At 64.1% G+C, this 13,272-nt stretch carries 12 protein-coding genes; 6 read left to right on the top strand and 6 right to left on the bottom strand.

Annotated elements, in window-relative coordinates; all coding sequences use genetic code 11:
* From AB1384_12785 to AB1384_12775, 3 genes are all read right to left on the bottom strand, one after another.
* The coding region (locus AB1384_12785) for a hypothetical protein (protein MEW6555147.1) at window positions 1-1,093 on the bottom strand (1,093 nt) is incomplete at its 3' end.
* Window positions 1,094-1,221: 128 nt separating this feature from the next.
* Window positions 1,222-2,259 (bottom strand): ketopantoate reductase family protein, encoded by a 1,038-nt coding sequence (locus AB1384_12780; protein ID MEW6555146.1) that lies wholly within the window; start codon window positions 2,257-2,259, stop codon window positions 1,222-1,224.
* A gap of 86 nt (window positions 2,260-2,345) precedes the next feature.
* Window positions 2,346-2,735 carry a carboxymuconolactone decarboxylase family protein gene (locus tag AB1384_12775; GenBank protein MEW6555145.1) on the bottom strand — a complete coding sequence of 130 codons (390 nt, stop codon included), beginning with the start codon at window positions 2,733-2,735 and terminating at the stop codon, window positions 2,346-2,348.
* Between the two features lie 402 nt (window positions 2,736-3,137).
* Here AB1384_12775 and AB1384_12770 point away from each other — a divergent pair, with 402 nt between their 5' ends.
* Together AB1384_12770 and AB1384_12765 are read left to right on the top strand one after the other, a co-directional pair.
* Entirely contained in the window at window positions 3,138-3,584 is a 447-nt protein-coding gene (locus AB1384_12770) for a hypothetical protein (protein ID MEW6555144.1), read from the top strand.
* Between the two features lie 148 nt (window positions 3,585-3,732).
* The gene (locus tag AB1384_12765; GenBank protein ID MEW6555143.1) at window positions 3,733-4,878 is read left to right on the top strand and encodes an acyltransferase; all 1,146 of its coding nucleotides are present in this window, start codon (window positions 3,733-3,735) and stop codon (window positions 4,876-4,878) included.
* 54 nt (window positions 4,879-4,932) lie between these two features.
* On the opposite strand, the gene AB1384_12760 is transcribed toward AB1384_12765, so the two are convergent.
* Window positions 4,933-5,874: a hypothetical protein gene (locus AB1384_12760; protein ID MEW6555142.1), complete on the bottom strand. Its 942-nt coding sequence runs from the start codon at window positions 5,872-5,874 to the stop codon at window positions 4,933-4,935.
* Window positions 5,875-6,002: 128 nt separating this feature from the next.
* On the bottom strand, window positions 6,003-7,439 hold the full coding sequence (locus AB1384_12755) for a CoA-binding protein (protein MEW6555141.1): 1,437 nt from the start codon (window positions 7,437-7,439) through the stop codon (window positions 6,003-6,005).
* 477 nt (window positions 7,440-7,916) lie between these two features.
* Between AB1384_12755 and AB1384_12750 the strand changes: the two genes are divergently transcribed.
* Window positions 7,917-10,124 carry an SdrD B-like domain-containing protein gene (locus AB1384_12750; GenBank protein MEW6555140.1) on the top strand — a complete coding sequence of 736 codons (2,208 nt, stop codon included), beginning with the start codon at window positions 7,917-7,919 and terminating at the stop codon, window positions 10,122-10,124.
* 46 nt (window positions 10,125-10,170) lie between these two features.
* Here the strand turns inward: AB1384_12750 and AB1384_12745 are convergent, their stop codons facing one another.
* On the bottom strand, window positions 10,171-10,665 hold the full coding sequence (locus AB1384_12745) for an FMN-binding protein (GenBank protein ID MEW6555139.1): 495 nt from the start codon (window positions 10,663-10,665) through the stop codon (window positions 10,171-10,173).
* Between the two features lie 326 nt (window positions 10,666-10,991).
* Between AB1384_12745 and AB1384_12740 the strand changes: the two genes are divergently transcribed.
* The 3 genes from AB1384_12740 to AB1384_12730 form a co-directional block, all read left to right on the top strand.
* On the top strand, window positions 10,992-11,951 hold the full coding sequence (locus AB1384_12740; GenBank protein MEW6555138.1) for a 3-keto-5-aminohexanoate cleavage protein: 960 nt from the start codon (window positions 10,992-10,994) through the stop codon (window positions 11,949-11,951).
* A 156-nt stretch (window positions 11,952-12,107) separates the two neighbouring features.
* The gene (locus AB1384_12735; GenBank protein MEW6555137.1) at window positions 12,108-12,905 is read left to right on the top strand and encodes an alpha/beta hydrolase; all 798 of its coding nucleotides are present in this window, start codon (window positions 12,108-12,110) and stop codon (window positions 12,903-12,905) included.
* 75 nt (window positions 12,906-12,980) lie between these two features.
* Window positions 12,981-13,272, top strand: a 292-nt coding sequence (locus tag AB1384_12730) for a hypothetical protein (GenBank protein ID MEW6555136.1), incomplete at its 3' end; no start/stop codon positions are given.

Genomic DNA, 13,272 nt, shown 5'->3' with positions numbered 1-13,272 from the left:
GCGGCTGGGTGGTGCCGTCCGGGAACATGTAGGTTATGTGGGCGGTGGTGGGAGTGTCCCCCGGGTTCATGAGGCAGAGGTACTCGTCGAAGAGGCCGGCCCCGGTGTAGCCCTCGGCGAAAAAGAACCTGTAGCCCGCCGTGGGGACGAAGCTGGCGTGAATGGTGTGGTCGTCGGTGACGCCCGTGAACTCGCAGGCGGTAACCGCGCCCACGCTGGCGCCGTCCACCAGGACGTCAGCCACTTCGTAACCCTCCGCCGGGGCAATGGCGAAGGCCTTTGAGCCCTCGTAATTGACCATGACGGCGCCGGACGGCGTGATGGAGCCGCCCGCGCCGGCGGAAGCGGTGATGGTAAGGTTGGGGTGGACGTTGCCGTAGACGACTATCTCGTCATCGGGCAGCGCGGCGAGTTCGGGGTTGGTCAGCTCCGTCACCCCGGCGGGAAGCGGCAGTACCTCGATCGCCCTGACCAGGCGGTTCGCCCTGTCCCAGTTGGGGGTGCCGTTTCCTGGCGGGCTGGTGTACGAGATGTTTCCGGAGTACGGCCCCTCAACCTCCTGCGGCATGATGAGGCGGAAAGGCCCCTCGAAGGAACTGTCGAGTTCGATGGCGGGCTCCACCGACGCCACCCATGGAGCTCCGCTGCCGTCGGGGGCATTGGGATTGTCCGCGCTGGGGTCGGACCGGAGATAGCCGAGGAGAGTCTTCAGGCCGCGGGGATTACCATTTCCCCGCAGCTCCTCCCAGGTAAGGGTCACGCCGTAGCCGTCGGCAGCCTGCACCTTGAAACCAGTCGTCCCCTCCACTATCCCCACCTCCTGAACCAGCAGGTAGTAGAGGTCCACGCCCTTCCAGTCCTGCTCGAAGTAAGTGAAGGGGTCGCTGGCCTTGCTGCAGGTGTAGTGGCCGCCGCTCTGAGGAAGCGACTTCAGGTAGCTCTCGCTGAAGACCGGCGCATAGCTGCCGAGGTCCGCCGCTACCGCACCAGCGCCCACGGTCCCAGCCCGTCCCGCGGCATCCCACGCCGCCAGGGCAGCCGTGTTGACCAGACAAAGGACCAGCAGCGCCAGGACCACGAGCATCTTCTTCATACCCAACCTCCCCTTTTGTGCCCGTATGGGTACTGTCGGCTTGCGGGCGTGTAAATGCTTGCACGCGTCCATACCCGTGTCAACCTCTCCCGCGCGCCTCTCCCGCTCGCCCGGTCAGGCGGCAGCGCTTATGTCTCCTCCGGAAAGTAATCGCTGAGCGGCGGCAGTTCGATGAGGTCGAGGTTGGAGAAGTCCAGCTTCAGCCTGCCGTCCTGGATGTCACGGATGATCCGCGTCACCTGGCCATTGACGGGGGCCGCAACCCCCGCCTTAGCGGCCATGGCCGAGAGGTAGCCGTTGATGCTCTCCACCTCGCACCGCAGCCCCTTCTCCAGATCCTGGAGCATGCTGGCCTTGGCGTCGGCGAAATCCCCGACCAGGCCCCGCAGCAGGTTCCTGGTATTGTCCATATCCTGTCTGCTGATGTCGATGAGTATGCCGGGATCGACCCCGCGCATGGGCGCCATGTCCACCCCCAGTGCCCGGGCGGTGAGGATGGTCTCGAGCATGATATAGATGATGGCGTCCGTCGCCTTGTCGCTCTCCATGAGCTGCGAGCCGACGGCACCCAGGGCGGTCGACATGCCGGAGGCGGCCACGTTGAAGAGCAGCTTGGTCCAGCGTACCCCGGCGAGGTTGTCCATCATCGTGGCCTTCCCCGCGTGGTCCATGACCTCCTTCACCTGCCGCAACCGCGGGGTCACCCCGCCGTCCAGCTCCCCTATCTCGTAGTCCATCTGCTCGGGGTCGGAGGTCATCCTGGAGACCCCGGGGGCGATCATCTCCGCCGACCACATCACCGCCCCGCCCAGGACGCGCTCCCTGCCCACGAAGGAAGCCACCCTCTCCTCGGGGACGCCGTTCTGCAGGGTGAGGACCATGCTCTCCTCGCCCAGGTGCGGGAGGACCTGGGGAAGGGCCACCTCGTCGTAGGTGGACTTGGCCAGGTATACGACGAGGTCGTAGATGCCCTCCATGCCCTCGGGAGCCACGGCCTTCACCGGCTGCGTGACCTCCAGGTTGCCCACGATCCGTGCGCCGTCCCGGTTCAGCGCCGCGACCGCCTCTTCCTTCGCGTCCACCATCACCACGTCGAGACCGCCCCGGGTGAGCAGGGCTCCCACCACCGTCCCCAGGGAGCCGCAGCCGACTACCGCTATCCTCATTTTCTCCCCCCGATCGAAGCCGGAAAACCCTCAAAATATCATCATAACCACGTCAAGCCTCGGGTCCATGGCCCTCGGTCAACGCCTCAGCTCAAGCCCTTGGCGTCCCTGTCCGCGAAGACCTCGCGGGCGATGGCGACGCCGTTGAGCGCCGCCGGAAAGCCGGCATATACCGCCTGCTGCAGGATGATCTCGTGCACTTCCTCGCGCGTCCAGCCCGCGTTCAACGCCCCGTTGATATGCAGCCTCAGCTGCGGGCGCGCCGTACCCAGGGCGGTGAGCACGGCAACCGTGGCCAGCTCCCGCATCTTCAGGTCGAGTACCGGCCGGGAGAGGACGTCCCCGAACACGAACCCTACGAGCCAATCGAACAGCTCCGGCTCCCCATTTCTCATGGTTTCCTGCAGGGTGCGGGCATTGGCCTCGTCGAGTTCACACAGTTTTTCCCAACCCCGCTGGTGACGATCGTCACTCATGCTGCCCCTCCTTTTCTCGGCCACATCCATCTGACGGCTTTCGGATTCCAAGGAGCTTCCTGTATGTGAAGACAATACCCGCAACGACCAGGCAAGTAACAAACGGCTAGGCAGATCTGATGAGGAGCAACCCGTACCGATTCAGGATAACCCCTGTACCGTGAGATGCTCGCCCAGTTTTGGCGCCATTATAACATCTCCCGCCACAGATCCCGTTTCATCGCCCCGGACAGGAGCGCAGGGAATACGGGAATATGGAGGCCGGGGTCTAACCGGCAGGACGGGCAAAGGGTTTACGGACTTGGATGGGAGTGGTGCGGTGTTCTACGGTTGTGGGACCCCGCCGGGTGGTCTATACTCGTGAACCGTATGCGACACGGCTACCAACGGAGGAGGAAGAACATGAAGAAGCTCGTGGTCATACTGCTGGCGCTGGCCCTTTCCGTTTCCATCCCCGCACTCGCCGGGTGTGGTGGCGGCAGCAACGGCGCGGACGATTCACCCGAGCAGGTCGTCGAGGAGTTCATGTCGGCCACCCTGGCGGAAGACGCCGATGCGGTGTACGAACTGCTCAGCGAGGACAGCCAGGCCGAGGTCACCGACAAGGAGGAGCTGGTCGCGGGCTCCGCGGATGCCATCGACAGCTATGAGGTCGGCAAGGCCACCATCAACGGCGACGAGGCCCGCGTGGCTACCTCCATCGCCCTCACGGGATTCGAGGGCAGCCTCGATTTCGAGGTGGTCCTGCTCAAGGAAGGCGGGGCGTGGAAGATCTCCCTCTCCGAGACCGGTGCATCCATGGACGAAGCCTTCGAGGAGCTCATGGGGGAGATGGAGATCCCCGAATAGGCCATTTCCACACAGCCGATAGCAACATAGGGCCGTATCCCCATGCGGGACGGCCCTTTTCCTTGCGGACGCGGAGGAATCCAAACCCGCGCGTTGAATGAACCGGTTGGACCGTTCGACGAGACAGGCCGAGAGGGTGGTGGCGAGTATGGGCTCCCAGGCAGATAATAGAAGGCATGAACTCGACTGGCTGCGCGTGCTGGCCGTGCTGCTGCTCATCTACTTCCACAGCGCCCGTCCCTTCGACTTCGGGGATTTCTACGTCAAGAACGGCGTGCTGAGCGAGGGATTCGACGCCTTCACGATGTTCGTGGACATCTGGTTCATGCCCCTCTTTTTCTTCATCGCCGGGGGGGCCTCGTACTTCGCCCTGGCCAAGCGGAGCGGCAGGCAGTACGCGGGGGAGCGCGCCAAGCGGCTGCTGGTCCCCTTCGTCTTCGGGACGCTGGTCATCGCCGCTCCCCAGGTATATGTCGTGCTGCGGCAGCAGCCGGGCAACACCATGAACTATCTGCAATACTACCGCTATATATTCACCACCCCGTACCTTACCGAGGTCACCGCGGGCAGCGTGGGGCCGGCCCAGATAAACGCGTTCACCCTGGAGCCCGCCCACCTCTGGTTCATCATCTACCTCTTCGTGTTCTCCATGGTGTGCCTGCCGCTGTTCCTGCGCCTGCGGGGCGACAAGGGTAGCAAGTTCAAGGACCGCATGGAATCTTTCCTGCGGCGGCGGGGCGCCATCCTCCTCTTCGCCGTGCCCATCTTCCTCTACGTGGCCCTGGATATCGAAGACGACACCATCGACCGTCTCTTCCTCATCTACCCGTTCTTCATCGGCTTCCTCTTCTACAGCGACGAACGCTTCGGCCGCGTCATCGACGAGTACCTCAAGCCCGCCCTGATAGCGGCGGTGGCATTTTCGGCGGCGATCATCGCCATGTATACGACGGTTGGCTTCGACTCCCAGAAAGCACTTCTGGGTGGGGCCTTCCTGGGCGCCCTCTATGCCCTGACCACCTGGCTGTGGTTGATCGCCCTGGTGGGGCTGGGGCGCAGGTACCTGCGTTTCCGCAACGGCTTCCTGGACTACGCCAACCGCGGGTCCTACCCGTTCTACATCCTGCACCAGACGGTCATCGTGCTCATCGCTTACGTCGTCTACAGCTGGACCTGGGGCATCATCCCCAAGTACCTCCTGATCACCACCGCCTCGCTGGCCATCACCCTGGCAGCCTACGACCTGCTGGTGAGGCGGACCCGGCCTACCCGCTTTCTCTTCGGCATGAAATAGAAGGGGCCCGCCTGCGCGGGCCCCTCAACGCTCCACCGGAAAGCGGATACGCCGCTACCAGATGCCGCTTTCGCTGTGCACGTCGTAGATGTACCATTCTCCCCTGGACTCGATCAGCTCCACGATCACATCCTCGCTATGAGCGGGCACGGTGTTGCCCTCCATGTCCTGGTACTCCGTGTAATCAACGGTCATGTACACGGTGACCCAGTCGCCCTCTTCGTCCGTGCGGCTCTCGACCCCCTGTACGTCCCCTACCGCCTGGATCCCGGCATCATGGGCCTCTCCCACCTGCACCAGGAAGGATTCCTCGCTGAGTTCGACCATGATGGGCGACGAGAAATCAAGCATCAGGTACATGGACTCGCCGTCGCCTTCGTTGAAGTAGATGTAATAGTCATCGAGCGCCTGCAGGGGCTGGTTGAACTTCGGGTCATCGGGGTCCTCCCCGCCATAGAGGGCGAAGAGCACAGCCGACACCGTATCGCCCAGGTCCCATACACCACTGTCGAGCCGAGCCGGGTTGTAGTCCTGGCTGTCCTGATAGTCATCGAGTGCTCCCTGGGCGTCGTCCGCCAGGGCCTCGAAATCGGGCACCTCGAGATCGATTGCTCCCCCCATGACCTCGTCTATGATATCCGCGGTTGCGCCCAGGTACTCATCGTACGAGGACAGGAAATCCTCGAGGGCCTCGGTGCTCTCCTCCTCTCCGGCGGGCACCTTCAGACCGTCCAGCGCATCCTCGAAGGCCGCGATGGTGTCCAGGTTCTCCGAGAACAGGCCGGACAAACTCGCGAGGTCCGCCTCGCCGTCGACCTCGTCCGCCGCCTGCACAAGCTCGTCCGCTCCGTCCTCGAGCTTCTCCCACTCCGATAGCACCGCATTCGTAAAATCTCCCGATCCTCCACCGCATCCTGCCAGCAGCGCCGCCCCGAGCACCAGCAGCAGCACCAGAGACATCAACAGAATCGCCGCATGTTTAAAATTGCCGTTCATCTCCCTCACCTCCTTTCCCATATTTTCCAGAGTATACTTCCCTATAGTTCAATACAGACAAATCAGCGGCCGCCTGTCCATGTTCTTGATCAGGCATGAGCGCGGCGTCGCGGTTGCAGGGGCCGGTATTATTTTGAGAGTCCGTCTCTAATAGAGGCGTAGTCCGCGAGGGCTCGCATGGCGCGGGCACAACGTGAGCCCGAAGGGTAGACGGCTATCCCGTTGTCGATGAGGGTCCGGATGGAGCCGCTGCGGGCTCCCAGGAAGGTCATGACCCCCAGCGGTTTGCCCTGCTGTTGCGGCACCGCGGCCAGCTCGGCGAGGAAAGCCCGGTAGGTCTCGTCCATCTGTCCCTCCATGGCCTCCAGGTGCGGGAAGCGTTTCTTGATGTTGACCATGAAGTCCGGCGCTCCCATGATGCCATAGATGAAGGCCCCGTCTACCTCGCCGGACCCGTACACCAGCTCCAGCAGGTCCCGGAAGATGAACATGTTGGTCTCGAAGGTGAGGTCGATGGGGTTTCCGGTGTAGGTAAGGGGGCCGGTGACCGCGTCCAGCTTGCGGCGAAGCTCCCCGGAGAAGGGCGGCACCACCAAGCCCGCCCTCTCGAGATGATACGCGAGGGAGGAGCCCGGGCCGCCTGAATTGGTGATCACCGCCATGCGCCTGCCCGCCGGCAGCGGCTGCGAGGAGAGCATCCACAGCAGGTCGAGCATGTGGTCGATGTCGTCCGCGCGCAGGACTCCCGCCTGTCGGAAGAGCCCGTCGTAGAGTTCGTCGGGCCCCGAGATGGCGCCGGTGTGGGAGCGGGATGAGCGCGATCCCGCCTCGGTCCCGCCCACGTAGATGGCCACCACCGGCTTCACCCGCGCCGTGGCGCGCGCCGCGGCGATGAACTCGCGGGGGCGACGGATGGCCTCGATGTAGAGGCCCACTGCCTTGACCGCGTCCTCGTCCCTCAGGTAGTCAAGACAGTCCGCGAGATCGATGTCCGCCTCGTTGCCCACGCTCAGGGTCTGGCACATCCTGATGCCCTGCTCCCTCAGGTAGGGGTTGATCATGGCGGTGTAAGCCCCCGACTGCGAGGCGAAGGCGATGCTCCCGCCCATGGGAGGCTCGAAGATGGTGGTGGTGTTCAGCGAACACAGGCTGTTCATGACGCCCACGCAGTTGGGGCCGAGGAAGCGGATGCCATACCGCGATGCCACCTCCAGGAGCTGGCGCTCCCGCTCCCTGCCCACTTCCCCCGCGACCTCCTTGAAACCGCCGGAGATGATGATGGCCCTGCGCACGCCCGCCCGGCCGCACTCCTCCAGTATCCCGGGCACCGCTTCCGTGGGGAGGACCAGTTGCACCAGGTCCACTGGCTTGCCTACCTCGGCGATGCTGCGGTAGGCGGGGACGCCCATGACCACATCCTCGCTGCGGTGGACGGGATAGACCTCTCCCTTGTATCCCGTCTCCAGGATGTTGGCGAGCTGGATGGTCCCCATCTTCATGGGATTGTTGGAGGCGCCGTAGATGGCGATGGAAGCCGGGTACATGAGTTGCTTCAACGGATGCATCGATCCCTCCCTCGACTCGAGCGTTTCGGGCACGCACAGCAATATTCTAAGCGAAAAAGCCGGCCGGGTCTGCTTTATGCCGCGATTTCAGAGGTAGAGCCCCGCGGGCACCTGGCAAGATCGCGATGGCGACCACCGCGGGCATTTTGTTTACCGGTTAATGCCGCCGTTTGACATCGGCCGGAGCTGGGTTACACTGAGGTTAGCGAAAGACTTGCCGACAAAAGAAAGGGGTTTAGCGAAGGGCGAGAACGAGCAGGCTGGGAAGCGGGCAGGCTTGCCGGTTGTGGCCATGAAGCACCAGGCGTAGATATAGAGACGTTACGTCTCTCCATCATCACCCCTCCGGTATTGTCCCGCTGCCACGCACAGCCCGGCGCAAGCGGGCAGGAGGATGCCGGGCCGCGCGCAGGATCACCAGCATGATGCATATCTGACCACGGTATACGGCGCTCCGCGCCGGAGGAGGTGATACCCTTGCAGGGATTCAGGAAATGGTGTGTGCTGGCGGGTGTGGTCGTCCTGTTGACGGCGGCCTTGTTCACGGCCCCCGGATTCGCGTTCCAGGGGAGCTACCGACAGGCTGGCGGAGGCGGCGGCGATGAGGGCGATACCGGGCTTACGCCCCAGGACATAATCGACTTCCTCGAGGATTTGCTGTTCGGAGACGAGCCTTCTGACGGAGGCGGAGGCGGGGGCACCGTGCCGGACGACGGCGAGGTCGAGGAGCCGGACGGGGGGGATGCCCCGGCTCCGCCCGCGGAAGAGCCCGCCGGCACGGTCACACCTCCCGGCGAGGAGCCAGCGGCCGGGCAGGAGGGACCCGATAAGGGCAAGCCGGATAATGACGAGAAGGACGGCGCCTCCGAGGTCCCTGAGCCCGCCGGCACCACCCACGATGATCCCGGGGAACCTCCGGTGGAACCCGGCTCCATCTCCGGGTGCAAGTTCCTGGACGCAAACCGCAACCACCGCCGCGACGAGGGCGAGCCGGGCATCGCCGGCGTGGGCATCCGCCTGGAGGACGGGTGCAAGACCTGGAAAGCGGTGACCGCGGAGGACGGCAGCTATGCCTTCACCGGCCTCGAGCCCGGCAGCTACGAGGTCGAGGTCATCGAGAGCACGGTGCCCGAGGGGCACTTCCATACCACCGACCCTGACGAGGCGGTGTGCCTGAAGCCGGGCCACATGCACCGTACGGTCGATTTCGGCAACGGGGTGCGCGAGGAAGAGGAGGAGCCGGAGCCCGAGCCAGGTTCCATCTCCGGGTGCAAGTTCCTGGACGCAAACCGCAACCACCGCCGCGACGAGGGCGAGCCGGGCATCGCCGGCGTGGGCATCCGCCTGGAGGACGGATGCAAGACCTGGAAGGCGGTGACCGCGGAGGACGGCAGCTATGCCTTCACCGGCCTCGAGCCCGGCGGCTACGAGGTGGAGGTCATAGAGAGCACGGTGCCCGAGGGGCACTTCCATACTACCGACCCTGACGAGGCGGTGTGCCTGAAGCCGGACCACATGCACCGGACGGTGGACTTCGGCAACGGCGTGTGCGATGAGGAACCGGAACCAGAGCCCGAGCCGGGCTCCATCTCCGGCCGCAAGTGGAGGGACGGAGACGCCAACGGCGTCTACAGCTTCAGCGACTGCCCCATGGCGGGGGTGGAGATCGAGCTGTGGAGCGAGGGCGAACTCGTCGCTTCCTGCGTCAGCAGCGACGCGGCCTGCGATAAGGGCTCGTACTGTTTCGGAGACCTGGAGCCGGGGACGTACACGGTCAGGGAGGTCTCCCCCGCCGGTTACTATCCCACCAACCCCGCGAGCGGAGAGTGGACGGTCGAACTGCGCGCAGGCGAGAAGCGGGGTTGCGTCAACTTCCTCAATGCCCGCTCCCTCTCCATCTCGGGGACGAAGTGGGAATGGAAGGACGGGAACGGCGACGGCGTCGCCCAAGACGGCGAGAAATACCCGCTGGAGGGCGTGACCGTCCTGCTCTCTTCCGCTTGCCCGTGCTCCCCCGAGCCCCTGCAGACCGTCACCGGCGCTGACGGAGCTTACATCTTCGAGCGCCTCAAGCCGGGTATCTACACCGTCACCGAGACGGTGCCGGAGGACTGGTACGCGGTCGCGCCCGCGAACGCCAGCCACGTCGTCGAGCTGTTGTGCGACTACGACCAGAGCGATATCGACTTCGTCAATGCCCGCCGCCCCTCCATCTCCGGGTGCAAGTGGGAATGGGTGGACGATAACGGCAACGGCGAGGTCGACGAGGGAGAGTATTATCCCGTCGAGGGCGTGGAGATACGGCTGCTCCAGGATGGCGTGGAGGTGAGGCCCTCCGGCTTCACCGCCGCGGACGGCACCTATGCCTTCTCATCCCTGGAGCCGGGCACTTATACCGTAGCCGAGGTCCTGCAGCAGGGTTGGTACGCCCTGGACCCCTCCGGCGGCACCCAGCAAGTGAGCCTGGCCGCCGGCGTGGACGCGAGCGATGTCGATTTCCTCAACAGCCAGGTGGAAGTGGCGGGAGAAGTGGTGGCGCCGGTGGCGCCGGCGGCCGCCACCCAGGCCGGCGAGCTGCCCCAGACCGGCATGAACCAGGTCCCGCTCATCCTGGCCGCGGCGGCCCTGGTGCTCGTGGGCCTGCTGCTGCTGGCTCTGGGCGCCATCCGCCGCCGCAGCGCGTAACCCGCAACATGCCAAAGGCCCCCTCGCGGGGGCCTTTTTCTTTCCTTCACTCGCCGCCGGCGAGGGCCTCCTCCACGGCTTTCAGCGACACCTTCTTGCTCACCGACGCGCCGCTGGCGATGTCCACCTGCAGCGTCTGGGAGGATATCACCTCGTCGAAGACCTCCTGGATCTCCTGCTGCGTCTCTTCCGCCATCCTGCCGCTGTCGGTGAAGGCGATAGAGGTTATCCGGCCGCCCTCCACGTCCACCGCCACCGCCGCCTTGACATGGAAGACGCTGTACGATCCCTCGTAGGTGCCGTCGGGTACCTGTGTTACGTCCACGTCGTTTATGGCGAGGTCATCGGCGGCAGCGAGAAAGCGCCAGGCGTAGAGCCCGCCGATGAGGCCGGCGATGAGGAGCATCACCACCAGGGAGATGGCCATCCCCAGCATCAACTTTTTCTTTCCGCTCTTCTTTTCCCGCAACGGGGCGGGCCCCGCGGGCGGTTCCGGCGCCTGGTCCGATGCGGCGCCTTCCTCTACCGGTGGTACTTCCATGCGCGCTCCTTCTCCTCGGCCACCTGCGGTCTGTCCGGTCTTGCTCCATTATTATTATAAACGGGTCGAGCGCACGTGGCAGCGGGCGCGCGATATGCATGGCAATATATCCCAGGACATCAGCACGGCACCGCGCTGTGAGACGGAACACATGCCGTCCACCCTGACCGCCGGTAAGGCGAAAATCCGCCATACTCGTCCCTTACCTGCTAAAATGGACTCGTTGGAGCGGGCTGTCACCGGCTCTTTCAAACGAGGCGAAAAGAAGTCCATCGAGTTAAACGCGCCTTGGACGCACACGTCTTCGGCTCTGGAAAGGAGGAGGCATGGAAGGTTACATCTGGGACTACCGCGATCCCTACGCTTGGATGGCGAAGGTCAGGGAGGGGATGCCGCCGCTTATCATCTCGGTTGCCATAACCGGCGGCGTGCAGGGCAAGGAGATGAACGAGAACCTCCCCGAGACCCCCGAGGAACAGGCGGAACAGACGAAGGCTGCCTATGAGGCCGGGGCCAGCATCGTGCACGTGCACGCCCGCAACCCCGAGGTGCAGTGGATGACCACCAGCAACCCCGAAGACTACCTCAAGGTCAATGCCCTCATCCGCGCCGCGTGCCCGGACATCATCATCAACAACACCACCGGCGGGGGGCCCGAGCTGACCATGGAGCAGCGCATGGCCTCCATCTACGCCAACCCGGAGCTGTGCTCCCTCAACCTGGGCCCGTTCGTGCTCAAGGTCCCCCTGGTCGAGCGCGCCGAACCCCTCCCCCATCCGCGGCCGGCGCTGGTCTTCGACCGCTGCCTCCCCTGCAGCTACACCGACGTCGAGACCTTCGCCCGCACCATGAAGGAGAAGGGCGTCAAGCCGGAGATGGAGCTCTACCACCCCGGCATGTACTGGGTGATCCAGGACCTGATCATGGAGGGACTCATCGACCCTCCCTACGACATACAATTCGTCATGGGCTTCCAGACCAGTTCCTTCCCCACCCCGGCAAACCTGCTCGCGCTGGTGAACGAACTCCCGCCACAGTCCATCTTCTCCGTTATCGGGGTCGGGCACTACCAGCTCCCCATGAACGTTATGGGCATCATGCTCGGCGGCCACGTACGTGTGGGCATGGAGGACAACCTGTATTACGCGCGCGGTAAAAAGCTCACCAATAACGCGGAGGCGGTGGCCAGGATCGCGCGAATAGCGAAGGAGATGAACCGGGAGGTCGCGACGCCGGCACAGGCCCGCGAGATGCTGGGTATCTCGCAGGAGCCGTCGCAATATTGAGCGAAGCGCCTGTATCGCGCACTGTACGATCAGCGGGGCGCCGGGCGCGCCCCGCTTTATTATCCAACCATCGAGTTCAATATCCTGGAACTTCGGCCCGATAAACTATGGGACAGAACTGGGTCATGTCCAGGGTGCGCGATAGGGAGCCCGGCCATGCAGGAGCAGGTGATGGATAATCCGCGTTTATACGGCGAACCTCCATACAGCGTGGCCGTGGTGCACGGTGGCCCGGGCGCGCCCGGGGAGATGGCGCCGGTGGCGACGGAACTCTCCGCGCTGCGCGGTGTCATCGAGCCCCTGCAGACGCGGGCGACCCTGGCGGGGCAGGTCGAAGAGCTGGGGGAGCTGTTGGCGGCCAACGGGGCCGCACCCTTCGTCCTCATCGGTTACTCCTGGGGAGCCATCCTCTCCTTTATCTTCGCGTCCGAATACCCTTCCCAGGTGAAGAAGCTCGTCCTGGTGAGCAGCGGGGTGTTCTCGAGCACCTATGCGAGACGGATCGACCGCAACCGCCTCAGCCGCCTGTCGGCGCGGGAGAGGGCGCGCATGGACGAGCTGCTGCTGGCCCTGAACGACCCCTCCGTAGGGGACAAAGACGCCCTCTTCGCCGAGCTGGGCCAACTCATCGAGCAGGCGGACAGCTACGACCCCCTCCCCCACCAGAACGACGCCATCGCCTTCCAGCATGATATATTCAAGGCGGTCTGGGCGGACGCGGAGGAGTTGCGCAAGGACAACAGGCTGCTGGAGATGGGCGGGAGCATCACCTGTCCCGTGGTGGCTATCCACGGCGACTTCGATCCCCATCCCTGGCAGGGGATAAAGGAACCCCTCGAGGAGGTCCTGGACGACTTCCGCTTCGTGCTGCTGCAGAAATGCGGGCACCATCCCTGGTACGAGAAACACGCCCGGGAGGAATTCTACTCCGCACTCGAGAAGGAACTCGCATAGACGAGTAGCGAGAGCGAACAGCGAGCCGGGTTTTACAGGAGGGGGTCGGTCATAAGGTCCAGGTTTTTCTATCCGTTGATCCTATTCACGTTTGTCGTCGCGACCTGCCTGGCCATGGTCTCCTGCGGGACCGGAGGGCAGGACGCCTCCAAAGTGGGTGATATCGACTCTTTCAGGAGCGCCCTCGAGGCGGACGGCTTTACGGTGCAGGAGGGCAAGCTGGATACTTTCGACGTCCTGGGCATGTACGACGCCGGGATCACTCCCAGTTGTTACGGCAACAACGCCCAGGCCCCCTACATGACCTACAAGCTCCCCGTGGCCCCCGGCCAGACCACGACAAACACCATCTCGGATGCGCCGATCG

It is taken from the genome of Actinomycetota bacterium, from assembly GCA_040757835.1.
In the GTDB taxonomy this organism is placed as follows: Bacteria; Actinomycetota; Geothermincolia; order Geothermincolales; family RBG-13-55-18; genus SURF-21.
The sequence above is the reverse complement of the archived record's forward strand: the minus strand, read 5'-3'. Positions and strand labels throughout refer to the sequence as shown.

Excerpts from the sequence above, each read along its gene's own strand:
- AB1384_12735 (MEW6555137.1), top strand. The coding sequence starts at position 12,108 with ATGCAGGAGCAGGTGATGGATAATCCGCGTTTATACGGCGAACCTCCA.
- AB1384_12745 (MEW6555139.1), bottom strand. The coding sequence starts at position 10,665 with ATGGAAGTACCACCGGTAGAGGAAGGCGCCGCATCGGACCAGGCGCCG.
- AB1384_12755 (MEW6555141.1), bottom strand. The coding sequence starts at position 7,439 with ATGCATCCGTTGAAGCAACTCATGTACCCGGCTTCCATCGCCATCTAC.
- AB1384_12775 (MEW6555145.1), bottom strand. The coding sequence starts at position 2,735 with ATGAGTGACGATCGTCACCAGCGGGGTTGGGAAAAACTGTGTGAACTC.
- AB1384_12780 (MEW6555146.1), bottom strand. The coding sequence starts at position 2,259 with ATGAGGATAGCGGTAGTCGGCTGCGGCTCCCTGGGGACGGTGGTGGGA.
- AB1384_12765 (MEW6555143.1), top strand. The coding sequence starts at position 3,733 with ATGGGCTCCCAGGCAGATAATAGAAGGCATGAACTCGACTGGCTGCGC.
- AB1384_12760 (MEW6555142.1), bottom strand. The coding sequence starts at position 5,874 with ATGAACGGCAATTTTAAACATGCGGCGATTCTGTTGATGTCTCTGGTG.
- AB1384_12770 (MEW6555144.1), top strand. The coding sequence starts at position 3,138 with ATGAAGAAGCTCGTGGTCATACTGCTGGCGCTGGCCCTTTCCGTTTCC.
- AB1384_12740 (MEW6555138.1), top strand. The coding sequence starts at position 10,992 with ATGGAAGGTTACATCTGGGACTACCGCGATCCCTACGCTTGGATGGCG.